The 25,440-nt window shown below is 46.4% G+C and carries 23 protein-coding genes and 2 pseudogenes; 11 read left to right on the plus strand and 14 right to left on the minus strand.

What is annotated here, in order from left to right:
- The first annotated feature begins 10 nt into the window (after positions 1–10).
- The 4 genes and pseudogenes from N4J56_RS02655 (at position 11) to N4J56_RS02670 (ending at position 3,992) form a co-directional block, all read left to right on the plus strand.
- Positions 11–1,285, plus strand: coding sequence for an ATP phosphoribosyltransferase regulatory subunit (locus N4J56_RS02655; RefSeq protein ID WP_317105022.1), 1,275 nt, complete (start codon positions 11–13; stop codon positions 1,283–1,285).
- A 112-nt stretch (positions 1,286–1,397) separates the two neighbouring features.
- Positions 1,398–2,390, plus strand: a complete 993-nt coding sequence (locus N4J56_RS02660) for an ROK family protein (protein WP_317105023.1) — start codon at positions 1,398–1,400, stop codon at positions 2,388–2,390.
- An 88-nt stretch (positions 2,391–2,478) separates the two neighbouring features.
- Positions 2,479–2,706 (plus strand): annotated as a pseudogene (locus tag N4J56_RS02665) (creatininase family protein); the annotation flags it as partial.
- 149 nt (positions 2,707–2,855) lie between these two features.
- Entirely contained in the window at positions 2,856–3,992 is a 1,137-nt protein-coding gene (locus N4J56_RS02670) for an IS4 family transposase (RefSeq protein ID WP_410500401.1), read from the plus strand.
- Positions 3,993–4,164: 172 nt separating this feature from the next.
- Here the strand turns inward: N4J56_RS02670 and N4J56_RS02675 are convergent, their stop codons facing one another.
- Positions 4,165–7,710: a filamentous hemagglutinin N-terminal domain-containing protein gene (locus N4J56_RS02675; protein ID WP_317105025.1), complete on the minus strand. Its 3,546-nt coding sequence runs from the start codon at positions 7,708–7,710 to the stop codon at positions 4,165–4,167.
- A gap of 113 nt (positions 7,711–7,823) precedes the next feature.
- Here N4J56_RS02675 and N4J56_RS02680 point away from each other — a divergent pair, with 113 nt between their 5' ends.
- Positions 7,824–7,982: a hypothetical protein gene (locus N4J56_RS02680; RefSeq protein ID WP_317105027.1), complete on the plus strand. Its 159-nt coding sequence runs from the start codon at positions 7,824–7,826 to the stop codon at positions 7,980–7,982.
- A gap of 71 nt (positions 7,983–8,053) precedes the next feature.
- On the opposite strand, the pseudogene N4J56_RS02685 reads toward N4J56_RS02680, so the two are convergent.
- From N4J56_RS02685 to N4J56_RS02705, 5 genes and pseudogenes are all read right to left on the minus strand, one after another.
- Positions 8,054–9,116: pseudogene (locus tag N4J56_RS02685) on the minus strand (IS630 family transposase).
- A 195-nt stretch (positions 9,117–9,311) separates the two neighbouring features.
- Positions 9,312–9,620, minus strand: a complete 309-nt coding sequence (locus tag N4J56_RS02690) for a hypothetical protein (RefSeq protein ID WP_317105028.1) — start codon at positions 9,618–9,620, stop codon at positions 9,312–9,314.
- 363 nt (positions 9,621–9,983) lie between these two features.
- Complete coding sequence (locus N4J56_RS02695; protein WP_317105029.1) at positions 9,984–12,503, minus strand: EAL domain-containing protein; 2,520 nt, start codon at positions 12,501–12,503, stop codon at positions 9,984–9,986.
- 70 nt (positions 12,504–12,573) lie between these two features.
- Positions 12,574–14,133 carry an NAD(P)H-hydrate dehydratase gene (locus N4J56_RS02700; RefSeq protein ID WP_317105030.1) on the minus strand — a complete coding sequence of 520 codons (1,560 nt, stop codon included), beginning with the start codon at positions 14,131–14,133 and terminating at the stop codon, positions 12,574–12,576.
- Positions 14,134–14,277: 144 nt separating this feature from the next.
- The gene (locus N4J56_RS02705) at positions 14,278–15,546 is read right to left on the minus strand and encodes an IS701 family transposase (protein WP_317104593.1); all 1,269 of its coding nucleotides are present in this window, start codon (positions 15,544–15,546) and stop codon (positions 14,278–14,280) included.
- Between the two features lie 136 nt (positions 15,547–15,682).
- Here N4J56_RS02705 and N4J56_RS02710 point away from each other — a divergent pair, with 136 nt between their 5' ends.
- From N4J56_RS02710 to N4J56_RS02725, 4 genes are all read left to right on the plus strand, one after another.
- A complete protein-coding gene (locus tag N4J56_RS02710; RefSeq protein WP_039715941.1) occupies positions 15,683–16,099 on the plus strand; it encodes an MAPEG family protein in 417 nt (138 codons plus the stop codon).
- A gap of 178 nt (positions 16,100–16,277) precedes the next feature.
- Positions 16,278–16,634 (plus strand): hypothetical protein, encoded by a 357-nt coding sequence (locus tag N4J56_RS02715; RefSeq protein ID WP_317105031.1) that lies wholly within the window; start codon positions 16,278–16,280, stop codon positions 16,632–16,634.
- Between the two features lie 51 nt (positions 16,635–16,685).
- The gene (locus N4J56_RS02720) at positions 16,686–17,198 is read left to right on the plus strand and encodes a DUF4365 domain-containing protein (RefSeq protein ID WP_317105032.1); all 513 of its coding nucleotides are present in this window, start codon (positions 16,686–16,688) and stop codon (positions 17,196–17,198) included.
- A complete protein-coding gene (locus N4J56_RS02725; RefSeq protein ID WP_317105033.1) occupies positions 17,195–17,494 on the plus strand; it encodes a hypothetical protein in 300 nt (99 codons plus the stop codon). The genes N4J56_RS02720 and N4J56_RS02725 overlap by 4 nt, the downstream gene beginning before the upstream one ends.
- A 44-nt stretch (positions 17,495–17,538) precedes the next feature.
- On the opposite strand, the gene N4J56_RS02730 is transcribed toward N4J56_RS02725, so the two are convergent.
- From N4J56_RS02730 to N4J56_RS02750, 5 genes are all read right to left on the minus strand, one after another.
- On the minus strand, positions 17,539–18,318 hold the full coding sequence (locus tag N4J56_RS02730) for a hypothetical protein (protein ID WP_317105034.1): 780 nt from the start codon (positions 18,316–18,318) through the stop codon (positions 17,539–17,541).
- Between the two features lie 332 nt (positions 18,319–18,650).
- Positions 18,651–20,051 (minus strand): class II fumarate hydratase, encoded by a 1,401-nt coding sequence (fumC, locus tag N4J56_RS02735; protein ID WP_317105035.1) that lies wholly within the window; start codon positions 20,049–20,051, stop codon positions 18,651–18,653.
- Between the two features lie 166 nt (positions 20,052–20,217).
- Entirely contained in the window at positions 20,218–21,012 is a 795-nt protein-coding gene (locus N4J56_RS02740) for an SDR family oxidoreductase (protein ID WP_317105036.1), read from the minus strand.
- Between the two features lie 18 nt (positions 21,013–21,030).
- Positions 21,031–21,522: a DinB family protein gene (locus tag N4J56_RS02745; protein ID WP_317105037.1), complete on the minus strand. Its 492-nt coding sequence runs from the start codon at positions 21,520–21,522 to the stop codon at positions 21,031–21,033.
- A gap of 141 nt (positions 21,523–21,663) precedes the next feature.
- On the minus strand, positions 21,664–22,674 hold the full coding sequence (locus tag N4J56_RS02750) for an NAD(P)-dependent alcohol dehydrogenase (RefSeq protein ID WP_317105038.1): 1,011 nt from the start codon (positions 22,672–22,674) through the stop codon (positions 21,664–21,666).
- A 125-nt stretch (positions 22,675–22,799) separates the two neighbouring features.
- Between N4J56_RS02750 and N4J56_RS02755 the strand changes: the two genes are divergently transcribed.
- Positions 22,800–23,186 carry an S-layer homology domain-containing protein gene (locus N4J56_RS02755; protein WP_317105039.1) on the plus strand — a complete coding sequence of 129 codons (387 nt, stop codon included), beginning with the start codon at positions 22,800–22,802 and terminating at the stop codon, positions 23,184–23,186.
- Positions 23,187–23,209: 23 nt separating this feature from the next.
- On the opposite strand, the gene N4J56_RS02760 is transcribed toward N4J56_RS02755, so the two are convergent.
- The 3 genes from N4J56_RS02760 to N4J56_RS02770 all read right to left on the minus strand — a co-directional run bounded on the left by N4J56_RS02760 (position 23,210) and on the right by N4J56_RS02770 (position 24,464).
- Positions 23,210–23,521, minus strand: coding sequence for a hypothetical protein (locus N4J56_RS02760; protein WP_317105040.1), 312 nt, complete (start codon positions 23,519–23,521; stop codon positions 23,210–23,212).
- Between the two features lie 25 nt (positions 23,522–23,546).
- Positions 23,547–24,116 carry a DUF4126 domain-containing protein gene (locus N4J56_RS02765; RefSeq protein ID WP_317105041.1) on the minus strand — a complete coding sequence of 190 codons (570 nt, stop codon included), beginning with the start codon at positions 24,114–24,116 and terminating at the stop codon, positions 23,547–23,549.
- A 147-nt stretch (positions 24,117–24,263) separates the two neighbouring features.
- On the minus strand, positions 24,264–24,464 hold the full coding sequence (locus tag N4J56_RS02770) for a hypothetical protein (RefSeq protein WP_317105042.1): 201 nt from the start codon (positions 24,462–24,464) through the stop codon (positions 24,264–24,266).
- Positions 24,465–24,702: 238 nt separating this feature from the next.
- Here N4J56_RS02770 and N4J56_RS02775 point away from each other — a divergent pair, with 238 nt between their 5' ends.
- Positions 24,703–25,407: a rhomboid family intramembrane serine protease gene (locus N4J56_RS02775; protein ID WP_317105043.1), complete on the plus strand. Its 705-nt coding sequence runs from the start codon at positions 24,703–24,705 to the stop codon at positions 25,405–25,407.
- Positions 25,408–25,440: the final 33 nt, after the last annotated feature.

Genomic DNA, 25,440 nt, shown 5'->3' on the forward strand with positions numbered 1-25,440 from the left:
ACAAAAATCAATGGTCTACCAATCGCCTGCGGGAGCAAGAGATTTATTACCCTTAGATGTGGCTCAGAAACACTGGGTCGAAGAACGGTTGCAGCAGGTATTTCATCGTTGGGGCTATCACCGCATCATTACTTCAACTCTCGAACGGTTAGATACGCTGATGGCTGGAGGAGCAATTCAGCGATCGACGGTGATCCAAGTTCAGGATCGCGAGGAAGAATTGGGGTTGCGTCCAGAATTGACAGCCTCGATTGCTCGCACTGCTGTAACTCGGATGGCAGGAGCGACCTTTCCGCAACGCCTCTACTACAACGCTAACGTCTTTTGCCGCACGCCCGATAGCAGCCACAACCGCCAGTTGGAGTTTTATCAAACTGGGGTGGAGTTGCTGGGTAGCGAAGGATTACTGGCTGACGCTGAGGTGTTATTACTGCTGGCTGAGTGCTTGAATGAATTGGGTTTACACCACTGGCAGCTGATTCTAGGCGAAGCGGAAATTACCCAATCGCTATTGGCTCCTTTCCCCGCATCTGGACGCGATCGCGTTCGACAGGCGATCGCCCACCTCGATCGCGTCACGCTCGAAACTCTACCTTTAAGCGAAGATCTACGAGCTAGAGCTTTAATGATGCTCGATTTGCGCGGACATCCCGCAGATGTATTGCAAAAAGTCACAAAATTAAGTTTAGATGCACCACAACAAGCAGCTTTACACCGACTCAAATCGCTAGTTGAGATTTTGGATCGATGCTTTAGTGTAGACTCAAACCAAAACTCGCAAAACTTTCCAGTCATTCTAGATTTGAGCATGATTCGCACCTTTGACTATTACACGGGGATCGTGTTTGAAGTCATCGGCAATGCAGCGATCGACAATACAATAGCTCAACCGCAAATTTTAGGACAAGGAGGTCGTTACGACCAACTTTTGGGACTGTATCATCCCCAAGGTAAAACGATTCCTGGGATTGGCTTTGTCCTGAACACAGAAGATTTACAACAAGCCTTGCTGTCTGCCGATCGCTTACCGCAAGCTACACCCGCTAGTGATTGGCTCGTTGTCGCTCAAACACCAGCAGCTTACGCGGCTGCTTTTGCCTATGCAGAAAAGTTACGCCATACCCCAGCGATCCGAGTCGAAATGGACTTAGGCGATCGCCAACCAGAGGAAATCCGCACCTACGCCCGCCAGCGCCGCATTCAACAAATTGCATGGCTCAAAGATGACGGTTCCGCTGAGATTGAAACGCTGAAGAGGGAACAGGGAGCAGGGAGTAGGGAGTAGGGGGAAGAGAGAGTCGCGGAGCGATCGGGAGCTGAGGGAGCGATCGGGAGCAATTACCAATTACCAATTACCAATTACCAACTACCAACTACCAACTACCAATTACCACTCAATGAATCTAATTCTGGCGCTAGATTTTGGTGGAACTAAACACGCGGCGGCGGTTGTAGCTTCAGGAGAAAAACACCAGCTGAGTGACAAAAAGGCTTTTTCACCGCTAAATCCTCATGCTCAATCCGATCTAGAAATAATGTTTAGTCTGGCACGGAAACTGTTAGCAGGTAGAGAACCAACGGCAATCGGTGTCAGCTTTGGTGGACCTGTGGATGCTGCAAGCGGTAAAGTCAGACTGTCGCACCACGTCAGCGGGTGGGAGAATATACCTTTACAGGAGATCCTAGAGCGAGAATTTGGCGCTCCTGCCAGTGTGGACAACGATGCTAATGTTGCAGCTTTGGGCGAACATCGCTATGGTGCGGGGATGGGTTATAACAGTTTGCTCTATATTACTGTCAGCACGGGTGTAGGTGGAGGCTGGATTCTCAACGATCGCCCTTGGCGGGGAATAGAAGGAATGGCAGGGGAGATCGGGCATGTAGTCGTCGATCCGACTGGTCCTGTCTGTTTGTGCGGTAAGCGCGGATGCTTAGAAAGACTGGCTTCGGGTCCCTACATCGCCCAACAAACCAAGGATCGGTTAAACTTACATCCAGATAAAGGTAAGCTGTTGCGATCGCTTTGTCACGATAACCTTGATGAGATTACTGGACTGATGGTCAGTCAAGCCGCTACCCAAGGAGATGAAATCGCAATCGAGGCATTAGAAACAGCGGGTTGGGCTTTAGGAGTAGCAATTGGCAACGTCGCCAACCTCATCAATCCCCAACGGTTCATTTTAGGTGGTAGCGTCACCAAAGCAGGCGATCGCTTTTGGAATGCTATCCACCGCGTAGCGCGAGCCACAGCATTACCCGAAGTCCACTTCGAGATCGTCCCCGCCGCCTTGGGAGATAAAGCACCACTTTGGGGTGCAGTCGCTTTAGCAGAAGATTTACTGATGAGGGAGCAGGGAGCAGGGAGCAGAGAGCAGGGGGAAGAGAGCTGAGGGAGCATCTATTAAGTCACAAGTCACAATTAAGACAAGCACCACGCACTACACTTTACACCCCACACTTTTTCTTCACTGATAACTGATGCATGGTTTTATTCCCCCGAATCGATTTTTTTCCTATCTTTCTTGGACTGACATTCAAAAGATGCCGGAGAAAGAAAATGTCGTCATTATTCAACCTGTAGGGGCGATCGAACAACACGGTCCCCATTTACCGTTAATTGTGGACGCTGCAATTGGTACGGCAGTTTTAGGCAAGGCATTGTCTCAATTAAGCGATCGCATTCCCGCTTTTCCCCCACTACGGTTCAGTTAAGGCTCAAAGTGTTGTAAATTAAGCATTGTTCCCAAGAATGGAAAGTGAGTGTAGTGCATCTGAAGGATTTCTCATTGTTGTCTCCTACGATACAAAGTAGTGATGTGTTCAAAGCGATAGAGGCAGCCATCCCATCCACGGAGATCGAGCAAGCGATCGCTAAAACTAAAGTTTGTGAACAACGTAAACGCTCGTTACCAGCACAATTGGTAATTTGTTTGGTAATTGCGATGAGTCTGTGGTCACGAGATTCGATGAGAGATGTGCTGAAAAACTTAATTGATGGGCTGAGCGAAGCATGGGTGAAAGTGGGGAAATACTGGCGAGTTTTTTGTAAATCAGCAATAACGCAAGCCCGACAACGATTAAGTCCAAGGGTGATGAGTCAATTGTTCCATCAACTGGTGCGACCAATGGCTAGCACCGATACCAAAGGAGCATTTCTCAATGGATTGCGAATTGTGGTAATTGATCGGACTTGCTTCGATCTGCCAGACAGCGATGAAAATGCGAGAGTTTTTGGTCGTCCGAGCAGCCGTCCTGGCACACAAGCCGCATTTCCCAAACTGCGATTAGTCATTTTGGTAGAAGCAGGAACACATTTAATCTTTGATGCATTGATGTGTCCATATCGAATAGGAGAACGAGTGCGGGCATTAAGATTATTACGCTCCGTGAGTTCAGGGATGTTGTTGATGTGGGACAGAGGGTTACATTCTTATGCAATGGTGCAAGCAACTGTCACAACTGGTAGCGATTATTTAGGAAGAATTCCCGCAAATGTCAAGTTTTTGTGCGAAGAACCACTGGCGGATGGTTCTTATCTGAGTTGGATTTATCCACCTGCTAAATTCCGCTCAAAAGCTTGCCAGCCCATACAAGTCCGAGTGATTGAATACACAATTGGTAATACCGACAACCCAGAGGAACAACTAAGATATCGCTTAATTACCAGCTTATTGGAATTGGAGAAATTTCCGGCTCAACTACTGGCGATTGAATATCATCAACGCTGGGAAGTAGAAAATACTATTGATGAACTCAAAGTACATTTATCAGGACGAAAAACTCATATTCGCTCTCAAAAACCGCGTGAAGTTGTGCAGGAAGTTTACGGGTGGTTGTTAGGACACTGGGCTGTGCGGTTATTGATGTTTCAAGCTGCAAAGAGCGCGGGTATCACTCCTTTGCGTCTGAGTTTCACTGGGACATTGCGAGTTATTCGTCGTGCTATCCCGAAATTTCAACGCTTGCAATCACAAGAACTCCCCTTTTTTTAAGTTGGTTAACTGTAGAGATTTTAGACACTCTGTTACCTGAACGAGTTTCTCGTACCAATCCCAGAGTTGTAAAAAAACCTGTATCCAAGTTTCGCTCAAAAAAGCCAAGACATCGAGCCACCCCCTCCCGAACCAATCCTCCTATTTTCTTTATCCTCAGCACAGCGTAGCCTTAAATGAACCGTATTGAATTATATCCGCGAGTGGTGGCTGAGGGTGCAGTCGTCAGGATTACCTTGCCATCGCGATCGAATTGCCAAGACGTGACTTCCTGAATAGGTTCTACAGGAGTTGTTGCCGTCCGATCTGCCTTGGGAATAGTTGGCTCTACTGCGGCACGATTTTCAGTTTCCGGCGTTTGCAAACTTGCCCAATCCGTGAGGAGAGCATCGGGACTGAGTCGATCGCCTGGTGCGGGAGGTAAGCCGCCGCGTCCAGTGACAGCAAAGCGATTCTCCGCTCCCGAAGGACACCCAGTTGCGACTAATGTGGAAGCATCGACCAATCCCGTAGGAAGTTCTACAATATCGCGGCTGGGATCGATATCGGCAGCATTGAAAGTAACAGTTCCACTGAGAGAAGGATTAGTTTGAGAAATTGCGGTGATGTCGTTACTGGGCAGGCGGCTAGGATCTAACTGTGTCGGATCGTCAGTTCCCAACAAAGCCTGGAGTTCCTGTCGCGAGAGTGGCGTGAATCCAACGATACTATCGGCTGTAATATCGACCCTACCACCACTGCCAAGAAAAGCATTAGCAGTGATATCGTTATTGCCATCAGAATTAGCAATGACGAGGGGAGTATTAATTGTGATATTACCCCCATTACCAGGTTGTCGATCCGTCCCTGCTGTGGTTGATATTTGACTGTTATTGCGCAGTCGTATTCCTTTGCTAGCTCGTAGTTGAATGTTCCCACCATCGCCTGAAGTAGTGATGGCAAAGATGTTGCCTCGCTCAACCTCGAGCGAGCGAACATCTATATCAATGTTGCCCGCACTACCCTGTACTATGTTACTGGTATTCAATTCAGCGCCATTAGTTAAAGATAGCGATCGCGCTGTAATATTGATGTCACCACCTTCACCTTCACCCCGAAACTGCTCGAACTGTGCTATAGCAGTGAAGATACCACCCGTGCCATCCAAAGAAATGCGATCGCCAGCAGTCACTGTTATATTACCTGCATTTCCCTTGGCAACTGAAAGCGCTTGTAAAGAGGAACCCGCACCAATTGAAATATCATCTGCAACATCTACTTGAATGTTGCCTGCATTTCCTTGCCCAAAAGTTGAAGTGCCGATTTGTGCTTGATTAGTTATTGACAACGATCGCGCCGTAATCTTAATGTCTCCGCCTTGGCGACTGCCCTCAAACTCAGTGGTTGGAGCCAAACCGTTGATAACAAGACTGGCTTCGCCATCAGTTCCCACTCCATCTACACTGACAAGACCGCCAGCAGTGATGCTAATATTGCCTGAGTTGCCTGGACTGCTAGAAATAGCTCTGAGAAGTGCGCCGCTGTTAATCGAGACCGAATCACTTAAATTCAGTTGAATATTGCCAGCATTGCCTGAATTGCGAGCTGAGGTTTCTAGCAACGTTCCGTCTGATAAAAATAGCGCTCGCGCTGTGATATTAATATCACCCGCTCGGCGATCGCTTCTAGGCGTGTTTTCCTCGATAGAGCTGATAATTCCACTCGGATCGCTTCTAGACCCCGTACCGCTAAAAGCAACACGATCGCCTGCATTGATGGTGATATTACCTGCATTGCCTTCACCGTTAGAAAAAGCTTGGATAAATGATTTGCCACTAGCATCAAGCGAATCAGCTATGTCAATCTGAATATTGCCAGCATTTCCTCGCCCTTGAGATGAAGCACCGATTTGCGCACCATTTGATATGGATAGCGATCGCGCTGCGATCTTAATATCACCTCCTTCACCGTCGCCGCGAAATTGACCGAACTGCGTTACGGCACTAAAAATTCCACTACTACCGTCTAGAACAATGCGATCGCCAGCATTGACTGTGATATTACCAGCGTTACCAGCGCTACCAGAAATTGCTTGTATTGCCGCAGAATTACCCAGTATGCTCACATCATCTGTCACATCTACTCGGATGTTGCCTGCATTGCCTTGTCCTACGGTTGTGGTAGCAATTTGCGCTGCGTTTGTGACAGATAGAGATCGGGCTGTGATGTTAATATCTCCACCTTGGCGAACGCCTTCAAACTCTGCTGTTGGTAACATAAGGCTACTAATTGCACTCAGACTGCCACTCACTCCTCCGTCAATGGAGACGAGTCCGCCAGCGGTAATCGTAATATTGCCAGAGTTGCCTTGGCTGGCAGAAGTTGCTTCCAGAGATGAGCCACCCTCTATCGATAAAGAATCACCGACATTCGCTTGAATGTTGCCTGCATTGCCTAGTCCGAGAGTACCGGTTGTCAGTTCGGAGTCATTGGTCAAAGACAGCGATCGCGCAGCAAACGTGAGATTACCACCGTTACCCCTAGCTGTTTCTCTAACTCTGCTGAAAATAATGCTACCGCTGTCCAAGGCAATGCGATCGCTTGCAGTGATATTCACATTGCCTGCATCACCAATACCAAAAGTGCTGGCAGCGATCGCGCCTCTGTTGGTCATCGATAGCGAACTAGTTCTAACATTAATGTCGCCACCTTTACCCGTACTACCTCGGCTCACATTGTTAAAGAATCCACTGGAAAACCCTGCTTGGTTTTGTCCGTCAATGGTAATAGCACCAGCATTAATGTCTATATTCCCTGCTATAGCATCGACCGTTCCTTGATTTGCGGCAATGCCGGAATTAATTTCACTGCCTCCAAAAAGACTCAAGTTGTTGGCATTGACGGCAATATTACCGCCACCTCCAGCCGCCACATCAACAAAAGAATCATTCGTCAGCGATATATCTCCAAGGGCTAAATCTGTAGGGAAGCTGAAGCGGAAACCACTATTATCTGTATTGATTCCTACGATACCTGGGGCAGCAACTGCACCTAATTCTATACGTCCACCTCTAGCAATTAATCGACCACCTTCTAAGTTGACGTTGCCACCAATTAATCCTAGAATTCTGCCAGCATTTACCTGTAAACCGACACTACTAGCACGATTGACAATATTCCCTGGATTTGTGCCAAATTGCAAACCCAAGGGAACGCTGACAGTTAGTAGTGGCGCACCCGTTGTACCTGGTGTAGCGCTAAACTGCGTGCCATCGGCAAAGTCGATCCTGCTAGCTGTTGTAGCAATGAAGGAGCCACCGATATTTAAGCTGGCATTTTGACCGAAAATAATCCCGTTGGGATTGAGGAGGAATAAATTAGCCGTGCCTCTTGCGGCTAAAATGCCGTCAATCTCAGATATGGAGCTGCCTGTGACTCTGGTGAGGATATTTTGAATATTTGCTCCGTTGTCAAATAAAGCTGCTCGTCCATTGGGGATGGAAAATTGGTCGAAGCTATGAAATAAATTACTTCCCCGCGTGGCTCCACCAGAAATTGTATCTATACCATCTGGGCTGGAGTTGACTGTGGAATTATCTACGCCTAGAGTATTATCAGGTCTAATTTGGCTATCTGGTGGCACTTGAGCTAGCGCATGATTCCCACAAGCAATCGCACTTCCTAGCACTACACTAACTAATCCTAGCCTGAGTGCCTCACGCCAAAAAATTCGCGTCATTTCTCCTCTCCCCGCTCATTCTGCTTGTATTTTTTTTAGACAAGTAGCTCAGTATCGAAGGCTACAATGCCTAAAGAGATATTGCCAGAAAAGGCATCTGTCTGTGATTAAGAATGCTTGCAAGGGTGTTAGCGAAGGTGAGCGAAGCGATCGCATTATTTTTATCTACAGCAATTCTCGATCGCATATATAACACTGGTAGGGGCGCACAACTGTGCGCCCCTACAGTTTGTGTATTTCACCCAATTGTATCTTGCCTCGGCATAACCTAGATTTTCTGTGACGTAGATGATTTCTGTTGCTCATGGGAAAAGCTATGGCAACAAATACCACAGTTAAGTAGCTAGGCAGATTTAAACATAAAACGTTCCAGTGTCCATCCCCCTTGTTGACTTCGATTCTCCATGCCCTCAATCATGGCATTCGCTAAATCATACTCGTTATCAAAAATCCTTCCGGCTATTTCATGGGTTTTGAGTTGATGCCACTGCGCTTCAATCAGATTCATATGTGAACTGTATTGGGGGAGAAAAAAGAGATATAGCCCTTTCGACTGCCACTGCTGCCAGTGCTCACGGGCAAGATGACTGGTATGAGCCGAACCATTATCTTGCACCACGACTGTGAGCCGTCCGGTTTGTAGCAATGTCTGCTCACTCTTTTGGGCAAGGAGCGTTCATCACTTTAACATAGCGTTCCTTGTGGAAACTGCCTTGTACCAGAGCATAGTCAAACGACTGCTCTGGTTGCCATATCCCTAGAATACTAATGCGGTCTCCATAGGATTTGACCTGCTCTTCGGTGTTTCTGCTCTCCAATGCGAGAGTAACTATAACTGACTGGACTTTCCAGACAACATCCCGATTCGTCAAGATACTTCAGGTCAATGTACCCTTCACAGGCAGCTAGTTGGAGTGTGTCTAAGTCGGCTTGCTTGAGTGCTTTGTACTCAGGATCTTGTCTGCCCCGTTGCGAGTGTCGAGTCCGCTTCCAACTAAAGCCCTTTTTTTTAGAATGCGGCGAATCCGGTCAGCACTTAGGTTTACCTGTCGTTCTTGCTCTAGCTTCTGGGCTAGCTGTTGACTATTATAGGTTCTGGCTTCTTGCTCTAGGCATTGTTCTAGGTAGGCCATGTCTGCTTCTTGCCATTTGGCTTTAGCTCCTCGTCCACTAGCATCCCATAATCCACCTAACCCTTGCTGCTGCCAACGGCGGATGGTTTCGCGCACTGTCTGCTCTTGGCACTCAAAAATTTCGGCAATCGCTGGCACTACCCATCCTTGAGCATTGAGTCGAAGCATTTGTGCTCGATCTCGGGTACGTTGAGCAACGGTTTTGGCAACCCGAAGTTCACTCAACGTCCGGTCTTCTGACTCTGTCAAAACGATACGTAAAGGAGCAGGCATGAGTGGTCAAAATCAGCAAGTTTTTGGCTTTTCTCTATCTTACGTTTAATTATGCCCTACTACTTACTATCAATGATTGGAGAACGGCGCAGTAAAACTAGAATGTAGCTAAGCGAGGTGATGAGGATAGTCATAGCGTTTCACGCTAGTGGCGATCGCACGTTCAAAGAGTTCTATTCACAAATGACAAATGACTCAATTATTAGCAAGATTGCTGGCAACGCAGCCAAACATAAACTTCTTGACTTCCTTGGGAATTTTGCCTGTTGCTCTGTACTTTTTTTCTAGTTTAGAGAACTGTTCGAGATCGTATTCGTCTTGAATGCGATCGAGGACGCAAGCACAGACTTGTTTTTTACCGCTTTTCTCCGTGCATTCCTGCATAAAACTTTGTACGACTTCTGCCGGGTATGCATTGGTAATTGCTTCAGCTCGAACCAATGTAGGAAAGAAAAATGTGGCAGTAGAGAGAAGTGTGTATGTGAGTTGCTTTCCAGTCAGCATTTTCCGTTTAAGTTCAAAAAAATTTCATGAAGCAGACAAATCAAACATAATTTATCCGCACATTTTCTGGGTCAGAAAAATTACTGAAATTAAGATATTCTTAATTGGAAGCCAGCGATCGTTAAGTATTAATAGGGAAGCATAAACAAATAATACAAGTTAAAAACACTGATAAAAATCTCGCAATTTAGCGATCGCCTGTGTCAAGACAAAAGGTCACAGTTCAATTTAGTTATTAGGGAGCAGGGAGTAGGGAGCGCACGAGCAGGGGGAAGAGAGCAGAGGAAGCAGAGGAAGCTTCAGGGGCAGAGGAGATTCAACAATTTCCGACTTACGACTTACGACTTACGACTTTCAACTTTCTTACCACTGAAGATTTTGACTCAGTAAGGCTGTTGCTGCTTCTCCATCTACAGCAGGAGAGAAAAAGTAGCCTTGCGCGTATTCCGACTGTAAAGCTCGCAGTCGGGTAAGTTGTGTTGCGGTTTCTACTCCTTCGGCTGTCACCTCTAGTTCGAGTTGGCGAGCGAGAGTGAGGATAGTTTCCACAAGGGGGGCGTTGTCAGCGCTTTCAATTTGTGTGACAAAGGAGCGATCGACCTTTAAACCGTGAATCGGAAAGTGGTAGAGCCGCCCTAGAGATGAGTATCCCGTGCCAAAGTCATCGATCCATAATTGCACGCCTAAATTTCGTAACTGCCAGAGGAGATCGGGTGCGGCTCCGGCTCCATCCATAATTGCGCCTTCAGTAATCTCTAGGTGCAAGCATTCGGCACTTAATTCTGTATCCTGTAAAGCTTGCTGTACTTGCTGGCTGAGCTGGGGTTGACTGAACTGCTTGCCAGAAATATTTACACTCATCGTTAAAGGTGCGATCGCGGGAAATTGCCTTTGCCACTGAGCTAATTGAGCGCAAGCCGTGTAGAGTACCCACTGACACATGCGGTTAATCAGTCCCGCCTCCTCTGCAGCGTGGATAAATTGGCTGGGGTTTTGCAAACCGTATTGGGGATGTTGCCAGCGAATCAAAGCCTCAAAACCGACAATTCTACCTGTAGCTAGCGAGATAATTGGTTGATAGTACAGGCGAAACTCTTGTCGTTCCACAGCATTTCTCAGATCTGTTTCCAATTGCAACAGTGCTACTGCCCTAGCGTGCATTTCAGGGTTAAATATCTGATAGCTTGACGTTCCCTGACTTTTGGCGCGATACATGGCAAGATCGGCATCTCGCAGTACGTCTTCGGAGTTGTCATAACCAGTGCTACTCAAGGCAATACCAATACTGGCAGCGGTGAAAACTTCCTGTCCATCTAAATGAAACGGGACAGCAAGCGCAGTATTGACTCGTTCGGCAACGCGAATTGCATCGCTAACATCGGTAATATCCTCGATCAGAATTGTAAATTCGTCTCCCCCGAGCCGCGCTACCGTATCTATAGGACGCAGACATTCTTTAAGGCGATCGCCGATCGCCTTGAGTAAGCGATCGCCCAGTAAATGCCCTAAACTATCGTTAATGACTTTAAAGCGGTTTAAGTCTAGAAACAAAACGGCGAAAAAATCTTCTGGATGCCTTTTGTGATGCTCGATCGCTAATTGCAAGCGATCCATAAACAGCACGCGATTGGGTAAACCCGTGAGCGGATCGTGAAACGCATTCTGCCGCAATTGTTCTTCTACTTGTTTCAATTGGGTGATGTCGCGGCAAATCGTATTCAGCCCTACAGGTGTCCCCATTGCGTCTAAAATTAATTTGCTGCGTTCGCGAATCCAAAACACCGAGCCATCTTTACGCACTTTTCGCAGTTCGATTTCACTCGTCGTCACTCTGTCGCGAAACATGCTCTCCATCCACTGCTGCGCCCAAGGAAGATCGGCTTCGTAAACTGTCATCCAAGCCGAATTACCGATTAGTTCTTCTTGGCTATAGCCTAAATACTCAGCACTAAACTGATTTGCCGATTGGATTGTGCCATCAGGTGTCAGGGAAAAATAGGCATCGGGAGCCAGCTCAAATAATTCTTGATATCGCTTTTCACTTTCTCGTATTGCTTCAACTCTGGCGATTTCTGCTCTGAGTTGTTGACCAAAAAAAGAAGCCAAGCCACCCAATAATAAGATCGCCAAAGTTGCAACACCAATCGTAATTGCCAGCACGTAGTTATCAATGCCAGCAGGCATCGTGCTTAATTTTTGGACACTGGGATAGAAATTGACTCCCGCCATCGCCAGATAATGCATCCCATCAATTGCAGTTCCTGCTAAGATGGCACTTCCCAGCTTGCGCCAACTCTCAGCCGGAACCAGAACTTTAGCAGTCGGATGAAATGTCAGCCACAAGCCACAAAAGGATAAACAAAGCGCACACAAATTAGAAAAAGCAACGAACCGCAGATCGTAGGTTGGTTCTGCTGCTACCAACATCGCGTGCATGGCAGTGTAATGCATCCCGATCGTCGCCAGCCCGACAAAAAAACTGCCAGACGCTAACAACAGCCATTTCAACGGTAGGCGACTGACGAGGAACAGCCCCAAACCAGCAAATGCGATCGCCACTACCATTGACAGTAAAACGATTTCAAAGTTGTAAGAGATAGGAATTGGTAATTGATAGGCAAGCATGGCAACAAAATGCATTGCCCAGACACTAATTCCTAAAGCGATCGCGCCGCCAACCGTCCAAAATTTCCGTGCAATTCCCCGCGCATAAATCACTTGTCCCACCAAATCTAGCGCTGTGTAAGCGCCAAAAATCGCGATCGCTAGCGAAAGAAAAACCACCCGCAGATCGTAGGTGGCGCTTAAGGCTCTACTTATCTGAATTATTTCCCGATCTACCATACTTGCTGCTGAGATTTTGGCAGCAGAAGATCCTGCCATAGGCTAATTTCTCTCAGCTTGCCATTTAAGTACAGAGTTTTTCTCCCTCAAAAAGTATGATTTTTAACGACTATCCTACAGATTGATGCAGAACTGGAATCAAAAACTGCGTCAATGTAAATGCATCTACTCCGATTTGAGTTCTTTCTCGTTCTGCTAAAATGCCAGCTTGGGAGTGCCACCATGCCGCACACGCCGCGATCGCATCTACTGAGATATGTTGTGCGGTTGCCTGGGCGAGCAGTCCCCCCAGTAATCCAGTTAAAACATCGCCACTCCCACCCCGTGCTAATGCAGGCGTACTCTCAGGATTAATCCAGACTTGACCTGATGGATTGGCGATCGCCGTTCTCGCTCCCTTGAGCAATACTACTGCTTTGCTCGTCTGCGCTGCTTCTCGTACAGCACTAATGCGGTCTTGCATCGGGCTAGGAGCATCGGGAAATAAACGCTTAAACTCTCCTGCATGAGGTGTGAGGACGGTTGGCGACGATCGCCGCGATAACTTTTGCGTCCCCAAAATGGCAAGAATATTCAAACCGTCTGCATCCAGAACTAGGGGACAATCGTTGTTCAAAACTCCCTGGATAATCGGCGTGGCTTCTAAAGTCAGACCGGGACCGCAGGCAATAGCTTGAAATGATTCTAAATCGGTTCCTTCTGGTAAATCGAGCTGGGCGATCGCGCCATTATCAGTTTCGGGACAACCTACAACTAATGCTTCAGGTAGTTGCGCGTTTAAGATGGGTTTAATCGATTCAGGTACGGCGATCGACAGCATTCCGACACCACTTGCTCTAGCACCTAAAGCCGTCAGTAATGCACCGCCAGCATAGCGTCGCGAACCGCAAATGAGTAACAAATGCCCTTGTTTGTACTTGTGAGTGACAGGCGGACGAGTCAGGGGAAGAGTGGCGATCGCCAAGTCACTCGTCACGCGCTTGACTTTAGGCGCTTCCAAAACAGCGTGTATATCTGCTGTGGGGATGTCAAAATCGATCAGTTCTGCCGTACCGATATACTCTAATGCTCGATCTTGTAATAATCCTTGCTTCCACAATCCCAAACAAAAAGTTCGCGTTGCTTTAACTGCTTTTCCTAGCACTTCTCCTGTATCTGTATGCAACCCAGAAGGGAGATCGATGCTGAGAATAGGCACAGACCAGCGGTCGAGTTGGTGAATCTCTGAGGCGATTGGCTCGGTGATGTGGCGTTCCATGCCAAACCCAAATAAGCCATCGATTAACAAGTCACAATCTTGCAAGGGAGCGATCGCCTCAACATGTGGAATGCCCAAACTCTTAACATACTGTGCGTGTCGATCGGTTAATTCTTTTAATTTGGCGATCGGACGGTAGAGGAGAACTTCATACCCTTGGAAATGTAACTCTCGCGCCACCACTAAAGCATCACCACCATTATGTCCTGGTCCTACCAGCACGCCGACCCGTCGTATCTGCGAACAGGGATATAATGTCTGCACTCGTCGGGCGATCGATCCCCCTACCTTTTCCATCAAAGCCGCTACAGGCATTCCCGCAGCAAATATCCGCGCCTCAATCTGGCGCATCTGCTCAGCCGTAACTACGACTTGCTCAATTTGTTTGCGTCTAGATCGTTCTGGTAGCAAAGCTCAAATCCAAAGCTTACTTTATCTAGACTACCAGCCTTATCGAGCTACAGCTTAACGCTTGAGTTAGAAAGCTTGAGGCGATCGGCTTTTCGGGCGTGCTGCGATCGCCGTTTGAGACATCTAGTGGGACTTTAAAACTTTCTAAGCCCAAATATAGCCGAACTTAGCTCTGTGAGAGGCAAATACATCAACATGCTCATTAAGCCAGCGGACCAAACGAAACTCGACTGCGGTGCGGAATGCCTCCAATGCTTCGGCAAAGGTTTGTAAGGGTTTGGTTGCCCAACGTCTGCGGAATCCGCCGGTCAACTGATGCCAAAGGATGAAGGTGTAAGCGATGAACACTAAAACCCAATGACGCTTCATACTCAGAGCATCCCGAACTTGATACTCACTCAAACCCAACCAGCCCTTGGCTTCTCGATAGAAGACCTCCACCCAGTTGCGAGCAGAATATGTTTGAGCTACCCAAGCCGCACTGACTTGGTTGTCAGAGGCATTGGTGAGAAAGTAATCCACCTCCGTCGCTTGCTCGAAACTAGAGGCATTGAGTTGAATCGCCAGCCAGCGAGTGCCTTCGAGCTTCGGAACGTGAACTGGTAACAGCGCCACCCAAACTGTCCGGGGCTGCTCCAGATTGAGTTGCACAGGTGTGAACTGCTCCACTGCCAAGGTTTGAGCAATAGCTTCTAATCCCTGCTTACGAGCAGACTCATCACCTGATGTTTGAGCAGTAACTTGGCGGTTTTTGGCGATTGCTGCCACGTAAGTTAGGTTTCTCGACTCCAACTGCTTGAGAAAAGGCGTGTTATTACCGTAGCCTGCATCAATTACAGTCACACCCGGTCGATAACCGCGCTTCAAGCATTGGTCAACCAAGTCTAGAGCCAGGTCAGGTTTTTTCTGGAAGTTGGGGTCTGCCTTGCCTTGCTCGAATAAACTTGCGTGTTGATAGAGTGCAACATCTAACGGCAGACGTCGCACTCCATCATACAAGTAGGTAGTCAGCAGCACAATACCATTGTCAGTCTTGCCAATCTCCCCAATGTACTGCCGTCCTACCCCATCAGTAGCCGCACCACTTTTGCGATGTCCCGAATCATCTACAATCAATGTGAAACCTTGACTCGGGGTCGTCTGGCGACACTGGTGCATCACCTCCAACCGCCGATTATTTAGCTTGACTTCATCCCAAGGGGCATTGTTGAGAAAATGTCTGAGGCTGTTGTAGGAGCCATCTACTGTATTTGTGACCAGTTGGCTCAGGTTTTTGCGCTGACTCTCACCCAGCAGTCCCCCTAGATAAACACGAAATTCCTGCCGCTGCTTCTGACGCGAAAATACATCATCAAACCGACGACACCAGTTCTCAAAGCACTGCGGCATCGCTGCTGGTACTTGATCTTTCACCTTACGTTGCTCCTGTCGAGACTGACGTAAAACGCAACTCCTACCCGCATTCTAGCTCAATTTGCTCCATCTTTCTTACAAAGTCCCACTAGTAAGATTAACGCTAGAGTAGCAGCAGTTTACCAGGACAGATTGTATGTATTCAGTCATGCGTACTGTGGATATGACCTTGCCCCTCTGGGGTTTAGTAATTTTCATCGTATGGACGATCGCTGTCGTTGTCTCTTTGCTTGTCGTGAGAATTCGACATCTTTCTGCTGGTGGCTCTGTCAAAGATTTCGCCACACCAAACGATGAAAGCTTGCTTTGGCGGTTATATCGCGTCCAAGCTAACTTGGTGGAGAACCTACCTTTATATTTAGGAGTTCTGTTTCTGCTAACAGTTCGAGGCGTATCTGGAACAGTGGTGGATTCACTTGTTGTCGCGTACATCGGATTTCGGCTAGCACACTCACTGATTCACATAGCTGGCTTAAATCCGTTGTATCGAGTTTTCTGTTTAGGCAGTCAGTTTGTTTGCTTGGTTGCCTTAATTGCATTAGCAGTTTTCTAAGTTCCCGTCACATCTATTACCACTACTTCTATCTAGTTCTATCTAATAATCAAATTTTTGTAACTTTCTATGTATCGAATTTATCGCTATGAGTAATTATGTTTTTCAGCCTGGACAAAACCAGAGTAAAAATAAGTACGTTGGCTGCTGAAGAGAAACTAGTTGGCAGGAAATCCCATTGACATTTTCACCAGAAAATCTTGCATCTTTGCTTGCTCAAGGTGCTGGTTTGGAAATGACAACGTATACACATCAAGATGTTGCACATTGGTGCGATCGCCCTCATATGGCGTTTATGTACGGTGATTTACCTGTTGATGAAGATAGTACGCTCAAAACTTGTGCGGATATCACAGAAGAGGTATCAGCACAGTGGGATTTATATCTTTCCAATACTTATAGTCTAGAACAACTTCAGACACTTTGCTTTTCCAGAATTGAGTCACCAAAACAGTGGTTTAAGAATTGGTATCAGCAGATTAGACAATTGTTGTCCCAGCCACGGCATAACAACTCTAATGCAACGGATTGCTAAGCTGCTTGTGGAGTTGCTACGATGCAGCCATCCTACCTGCCATAAGCAGCTGTGCTAACTGACCAACATATCGCCGAAGCGTTAAGCCGTGCCTATGTTCGTGCGATCGCTGGACGTGCCGGACTCAACTTAGCCATTCGAGAATATGACTATGGTGTAGATGGTAGCTTCGATGAAGTCATCGTACGGCAAAATCGCCGAGTCGAATCTGGCTTTTCCCTCAGTTTTCAACTCAAAGCTTCAACCCAATGGAAACTCGACTCCACCCATGTTATCTATGACCTAGAAGCGAAAACCTACAATGACTTGATTCTCAGACGCAGCATAAGAGCCGCGATACCCTGTATCCTCATTTTGTTAGCATTACCCCCCGATTCGACACAATGGCTCATTTGCGAAGAATCAGAACTGAGATTGAAAGGAACTTGCTACTGGGAATATCTCAGTGGCAACCTTAGCGGAAATCGCCAGTCTGTCAGGATCTACATTCCCCGAACCCAACGCCTCACCCCAGAATCTTTGCTAACTTTAATGGAGAATGTTAAAACAGGAGAGTGGTCATGACCCCTGAAGTTTTATCAAATTATCCTCAAATTCAGGAGCTTCGCCTTGCTGAAGTGGTCAACTATCTCCAACAAAATCACTGGATGGCGATCGATCATCCCAATCCACGGTTACTCGTGTTTGAGAAGGGTGTGGACGATCGAGGCAAACCGATTCAAATTGTTCTGCCTAGTCGAGATGATTATGAAGACAAGCTCTATTTACTAACTAAAGCAGTGAATCTGCTATCTGTCTTGCAATCCGTATCTTTCCAGGAGATTGTGGATGCAATCAATTCAGATGTACATACTAGATAAGCCCGCTTGATGTGGCGAGCGGTGAGGCGATCGCCTCAAAATACTCACTGCCCGTAATAAACTCGCGCCCTTCTCAGTCCTGAAGCTCGTAAATAGCGCCGCCAATTTTCGGCTTGTTCTTTTGCCAAAAATGGTCCTACTCTTACGTGAGTGCGCGGTTCTTGGCGCTGGCTAACTCTGACTGGCATTCCCATTCTTAGCTGTTGAATTCGCTGCTCGATCACACCTAGCTTATTTTGTTTAGCAGGAATGACGACAAAATAAAATTTACCTGTAAAATCTGTATCTTCTCCAGTTGAAAGATTGACAATTCGCGCATCAATGCCTTGAGATTCTAGGGCGATCGCTAGTTTTTGGGCGTTAGCAGTTTGTTGAAATATTCCTGCCTGAATCACGTTTCTTTGTTGATACTGGCGCACGAATGCCGATGGCTCAAACTGTTTGATTCGTTGTAGCGTCAATGCATTCGGATTATTTACGTAAACCAAGTAACTCGTTGTGCGAGGAGTAGGTACGGGATTTACTTGTAAAGGCTTAACTGGTGCGGGGTTAACTGGTACAGAAGAGGGAGCTTGGAAGTCAAGTTCGCGGGGAGTGAAATTAGAATTGGAAATTTGGAATACTCGCCCTTCAGGTGAGAAGCGAGCTACGGAATTCGGAATTAATTTTTTGTTTTCAGCGACGGGTTGCGTTTGAGTAGCGTTAGCAGCTAGTGTTAACCATGTCCCTACTAATAGAGTTACGGCAGGGGCGATCGTCAGGTTCCATCTTATATCTAAATTAAAAAATTTGGCTACCATTGGAGATTGATTGTGCCGCTTCATCGTAGCTAGCCTTGTGCTTCAAGTCGAGTAGTTATTGAATATAAAACAATTTTTGCTGCATTCCCACCCACGACGCTGAAAATTAGGATTTAGACTAAGTACAAGCAACAAAAATATAAATATAAATGAAAAATTAACCAACCCTCGCTCTTACCCCCAGAGCATTTCTGCGGAAACTTTTTCTGGATTCATGCTGCTGCGATTGAACGTTCAGTAGATTCACGGGAAGAATTGGTAATGGGTAATGGGTAGTTGGTAATTGGTAGTTGGTAGTTGCTCCCTTGTCCCCCTTGTCCCTCCCTACTCCCTACTCCTTGCTCCCTGCTCCCTGACTAAATCATTTTCTCCGGTCGGACGAGGCGATCGAATTCGGCTTCGGAGAGAAAACCTAACTCGACACAGGCTTGACGTAGCGTAGTGCGATCGCTATATGCTTTTTTCGCCACAGCAGCAGCGCGATCGTAACCAATATGCGGGTTGAGTGCTGTGACTAGCATCAAGGAGTTGGTGAGGAAATACTGAATTTGCTCTCGATTCGGCTCAATACCAACCACTAAATGTTCGGTAAAAGACGAGCAAGCATCGGCTAACAACCGGATGGAATGCAATAGATTATGAATCATAACAGGCTTGAACACGTTTAGCTCGAAGTTACCTTGAGATCCGGCAACTGCGATCGCGGTGTCGTTTCCGATTACTTGCACGCATACCATCGTCATCGCTTCGCACTGAGTGGGGTTGACTTTTCCTGGCATAATCGACGATCCAGGCTCGTTCGCAGGCAAAATTAACTCTCCCAAACCGCAACGAGGTCCAGAACCCAACCAGCGCAGATCGTTGGCAATTTTCATTAACGAAGTTGCTAGGGTTTTCAGCGTCCCACTAGCAGCAACGATCGCATCGTGAGCCGCTAAAGCGGCAAATTTATTTGGTGCAGAGATAAATGGTAATTGGGTGCGATCGCTAATTTTCGCCGCCACGCGATCGGCAAATTCTGGATGTGTATTTAATCCTGTACCGACTGCCGTACCCCCAATTGCTAATTCATATAAATCTGGTAATGCAGCTTGAATGCGAATTAAATCTTTTTCTAATTGAGCGATATAACCAGAAAATTCTTGTCCTAAAGTCAAAGGTACGGCATCCATCAAGTGAGTGCGACCGATTTTGACAATCTCCTGAAATTCCTCTGCTTTAGCCGCCAATGCATCTCGCAATTGCTTGACCATTGGCAGCAACCGATGGTAAATCTCTTCTGCTGCGGCAATGTGCATTGCTGTGGGAAACGTATCGTTGGAAGATTGGGACATATTTACGTGGTCGTTGGGATGAATTGGCTTTTTACTACCCAACACTCCCCCAGCTAGCTCGATCGCTCGATTGGCAATAACTTCATTTGCATTCATGTTGGTCTGAGTGCCGCTTCCCGTCTGCCAAATTCGTAACGGAAAATGGTCGTCTAGCTTGCCAGAAATTACCTCTTCTGCGGCTTGCACGATTAAACTCGCTTTATCTTCCGGTAGTTGTCCCAACTCTTGATTGACAACCGCCGCCGCTTGTTTCAAAATTCCAATCGCCCGAATCATTTCCCGTGGCATGGTATCGTTGCCAATGGCGAAGTAAATGAGCGATCGCTGAGTTTGTGCGCCCCAGTAGCGATCGCTCGGTACTTCAATCGTCCCCATACTATCGGTTTCAGTCCGAGTGCCGATTTGAGCAGTCATGGGTTCCATTAGCATTTGTTCCTTAATTCACCACATCCTATACCCTACACTCTATTGCATTGCTGACTGAAAACCTGGGCGAATAGAATTCGCGGAACCACACAGACTAAGTTTGCCTAGCCTGCGGCAAGCTGCGCTAACGCAGACTATAAAGCAGTTTTAACCGTCGTTTACCTCAAACAATCGATCGCACCACTCCCCCCTCAACCCGCAAGGCTGCGCCGTTAATAGCAGAGGCTAAGGGACTGGCTACAAAAGCAACTAAAGCCGCAACTTCCTCCGGGGTGGCGAAGCGTTTAATTAGGGAAGAAGGGCGAGTATTCTCGAAAAACTCTTTTTCTACCTGGCTCGGATCGATATTGCCAGACTGCGCCATGTCTTGCACGAAAGTTTCTACCCCTTCTGACTTGGTGGGACCTGCCAGAATGGAATTTACCGTAACGTTACTACCAACTGTAGTTTCTGCCATTCCGCGCGCCAAGGCAAGTTGAGCGGTTTTGGTTACGCCATAATGGATCATTTCAGCGGGAATATTCACAGCTGATTCGCTGGAGATAAAAATAATCCGTCCCCAGTTTTGTTGCAGCATTAGCGGTAAGTAATGCCGCGATAACCGCACGCCACTCATGAGGTTAGTTTCGATAATTTCCATCCAATCCACATCTGTGATTTCGCCAAATTCCTTGGCTTGATAAATTCCCAGATTATTCACCAAAATGTCTACGACTGGTACTTGCTGAAACGTTAACTCAGCACCAACTGCGGTAGATAAATCTGCCGTGACACCTTGTAGTTTTGCTTCTGGATAAATCTGCCTAATTTTATCCATCGCACTACCAACTCGTTCTGGTTTCCTGCCATTAATCGCCACAGTTGCCCCCTCTTGGGCTAAAATCGTCGCGATCGCCAAGCCAATTCCAGCGGTAGAACCACTAATTAGGGCGATTTTGTCCGTTAGTTGAAGATCCATTCGATCGCTCCTTACAGATCAAGGTCTAATTAAGCGATGCATATCTAAAGATGGTGGTGAAATTGTAGTCTGTGTCACCATGTCGTGAATCTGTCCTCGGTGGTGAGTTTGATGGTTGAAAAAGTGAGCGACTAATAAATTGACCGGATCTATACAGGTTTTTCCCGCATTATTGACATACTCGATCGTCCCGTGCAAAAATTCCGCAGTTAGATTGGCAACAAAGGTTTCGATCCGCTCATCTTCTACTCTACGTGCCGTCCACAATTCCTCATAATCTTCGTAAAGAATTGCATCGAGCATAGTTGATGGTATTTGTTTGCCTGCAAACCGTGTCAGCCAAATGCAATCGCCCACTAAAATATGATTGAGCGTGCCATGAATGCTCTTAAAAAATGCAGGTCGATTTTGCTTGCGTTCTGCATCGCTTAACTGGGAACAGACTTGATATAATTTCTGATTTGCCAAACTGTTGTAGCGGGCAAGCATTTGAAAATGTTCGACAAGCATATTAGTTTTGAAGGGAGCAGGGAGTAGGGAGTAGGATAATTGTAGGTGCGGGTTTAGCAAGCGGCTTTACTACTAGCAGAGATTTCGGGTGAACCCGCCCGTACAGGAATAGGGAGTAGAATGGTTGCAGGTTCGTTCTTTTTAGAATTGGATACAAATTTTGCCGAAGTGAGAGCCACTTTCCATATATTTCAAAGCTTCTCGTGCTTCAGAGAAAGGAAATACGCGATCGATAATTGGCTTCATTTGGTGTAGTGTAATTGCTTGATTCATGGCTTCAAACATTTCTCGCGAACCGACATAAATTCCGCGTACGCGCACGCTTTTCATTAATATCGATACGGTATTAATTTCGCCACTCACGCCGCTAAGAACGCCAATTAAACTAATTTGTCCCCCTATACGTACAGCCCGCAAAGATTCGTTTAAAGTTCCCGATCCGCCAACTTCTACAACTAAATCGACACCCTCACCACCAGCTAATTCTCTGGCGGTTTTACCCCATTGGGGAGTTTGTTTGTAATTAATTGTTGCTGAAGCACCTAATTGCTTGACTTTTTCTATTTTTTCATTGCTGCTGGAGGTAGCAATAACTCGCGCCCCTGCAATCTTGGCAAACTGAAGGGCAAAAATCGAAACCCCACCTGTACCTTGTACGAGTACTGTCTCGCCAGCTTGGAGGCTACCAGAGTCAAATAAGGCATTCCAAGCGGTGACGGCGGCGCAGGGTAGAGTAGCTGCTTCTGCGTCTGTGAGGTGCGCTGGAACGTGTACTAAACCATCTTCGTGCAATACAACGTATTCTGCCAGCATTCCGTCTATAGCTCCACCCAAAGCGGAGTTAGTTTTTGCTGCGGTTAGTTTTCCGGCGATCCAATCTTGGAAGAAAATACCCGCCACGCGATCGCCCACTTTCACTCGCGTCACTCCTTCCCCGACTGCTACCACCTCTCCCACACCGTCAGAAAAGGGAATTAAAGGTAAAGGTATGTTGGGATTGTATAGCCCTTTCACCACCATCAGATCGCGGTAATTTAGAGATACTGCCCGGACTTTAATTAATACTTGTCCGTAACTGGGGCTAGGATCTGGACGTTCTGCAATGTTTAGAGAGTCTAAACCGAAGGAATTCTGAATTTCATATACCTTCATGCTAATTCTCCATCTGGTTCTAGGTGTAGAGACGTTACATGTAACGTCTCTACATGGTAAAAAAATTTCGTTGCAGATTTAGCATTAGCTAGGATAGAAAAAATAGATAGCTGGGTTGATGACTAATGATGTCAAACTTGAAACAGTGGCGATCGCTCAATTCAGCCGCTTGTATAATTACCATAGTTTTTGCAGCTATAGGTTTATCTACTTTCAAAGCCACTGCACAAACTTCTTCTACTCCGAGAAATAATGGCACTCCTATAGGGTGTTTATCTGGATATTCCGATGGTACTTTTCGAGGCGATCGCCCCATCACACGCTATGAATTTGCCGCAGGATTAAATGCTTGTTTAGAGCGAATTGACCGACAACTTAGCGATCGCAATTCTAATTTGGCAACCAAAGAAGATTTGGAAGTCTTGATTCAGCGTCAGCGAGAATTAGATCGAGAACTAGATCAACTCAACGAAAGAACGAGCGATCCTACCTTAAATAAATCCCTTCTTTGACTTTTCGCTTTTGACTTTTGATTCTACCTATCTGGTACTGGTGCTGGTTGTTCAAATAATTCTGGCGATGCAGCTTGACGAAACGCTCCGCAATAATGCATGGTCATTACAGCTTTAAAAGCCCAGTGATTTTGCGGTATATCGGTAAAAGGAGATGGCAGGGTTTCAGCCCGATTTTGAATACAAGCCTCAGCAACTTGGTTAGGCGCAGATGGTGCGATTTCAGTAGGAGACTTTGAAGGCGACTTTGATTCAGATGGTTGGGTTTGCGCCTTAACTGGCACAGCAAAACTTGTAAAAAGGAGGAGAGCGATCGCGAGATTTTTAATTGTCATGCGATTATTAATTGGTAATTAGTAATTATTCAACCTGCTTTTTACTATAAAATATCTGAATTATTTTACTCAAGCTAACTACAATTAAAACCACAGCTAAGCTAACAGCTAAGAAAGGTAATACGAGCGCCAAGATTGACAAAATAAACGCGCTGAAAGATTCAATTGTCGCTACGACTGAATTACCGAGTCCAATTGTCAAAGCAGTAGAAGATATACGAGCAATTCCCGTTAAGCCTTGAATTGTACCAGCTGTACCACCACCTGCGATCGCGGCTAAAGTCCACCTAAGTAAAGGATCGGTATCGGGTAGAAAAGCAGCGGTAATAGCAGTACCAATTGCGATCGCGGTTGGGGTAGCAATAGTATCTAGCAAGTGGTCTACTAAAGGAATATAGTAAGCCCCCACTTCCACCGCCGTCGCCACAGCAAAGGCTATTAGTGCAGGATAAGTCCCCATCCAGGCGAAACCTGAAGCCAGGGGTAAATGACCGAAAACAGCTGCAATACTCATAACTAACGGTGGAATAAAAATCCGAAAGCCACAAGCAGCACTTAAAGCAATACCGATACTAATGCCTTCTATGGTGTCCATGTTGGGAAAATGGGGGGCAAGGGAGAAGTCAGAAGTCAGAAGTCAAAAGTTAAAACTCAGGAGTCAGAAGTCATAACCAACAACTGATAACTGACAACTGTGTAGAGACGTTACATGTAACGTCTCTACACTGATAACTGATACATGCTAGCGCTTTTCAGTCCCTTGATTGCCACCGCCTTCAGTCATTTGATCGCTGCTGCCAGATTCCGGTACAGCAGAAGGTTTAGCATCTGTTTGAGCCGCATTACCAGTTTTGCGAATGTCTTCCTCTACAGGGGTTTGATAGCCACCGGAAGCTGATGATTTATCTTTTTCTTCTTCTGACATAATCTTGTCCAAATTCATCTTAATTTGGCATCATTCTATACAGCAATAAAATTCAACCTCCTCTCTCCTACATGTGGTTTGGTGCAATTTTGGCTCTACCTTTAGAGGTAAATTTGTTGTAGCGGGCAGTGAGTGGTGAGTAGCAAGCAGTGAGTCCTGAGAAAAGTTTTGACTTTTGACTTTTGACTTCCTCTGTTGTGGTAAAAAACACTTAAGCTAGAATTTTGACAGCAGTTTCACGATAAGGAAAAATGCCGTGTTCCCTTTGCGCGATGATGTTCCTACGTCAATTACGCCTTATATTACCTATGGATTAATCGGTGCAAATATTGGTATTTTTCTTTACCAATTAACTCTGAACCAACAACAATTACAAGAATTTTTCTATTCAGCTGCCGTCGTGCCTTGCCAATTGTCAGGAAATATAGTGGGTAGATGTCCCATTCCAACACTGCAGCAATTACCGGAATGGATGACATTAATTTCATCTCAATTTTTGCATGGCGGCTTCTTACACATTGCCGGAAATATGCTGTTTCTCTGGATTTTTGGTAACAACGTAGAAGACCGTTTGGGACATGTAAAATTTTTAATTTTTTATCTGACTTGTGGAGTTTTAGCGGCGTTATCTCAGTGGTTTTTCTCACCAAATTCAACTATCCCCTCATTAGGTGCAAGTGGGGCGATCGCAGGAGTGATGGGTGCATACATTTTGCGCTATCCCCAAGCAAGGGTATTGACTTTAGTATTTCTGGGATTCTTCGTGACTACCTTGCAAATTCCGGCAATTTTTTTCTTAGGATTGTGGTTTGTTCAACAAGCTTTGTATGGTATCGCTAGCTTACAAGTCCCTAGCAATATTGGGATGGAAAGTGGCGGTGTTGCTTATTGGGCGCACGCAGGAGGATTTGTATTTGGGGCAATTCTCGCCCCAATGTTTGGACTATTGAAACGCAATTAATTGAAACGAAATGTAGAGACGTTACATGTAACG

Origin of the sequence: Chroococcidiopsis sp. SAG 2025, from assembly GCF_032860985.1 — a bacterium.
GTDB lineage: Bacteria > Cyanobacteriota > Cyanobacteriia > Cyanobacteriales > Chroococcidiopsidaceae > Chroococcidiopsis.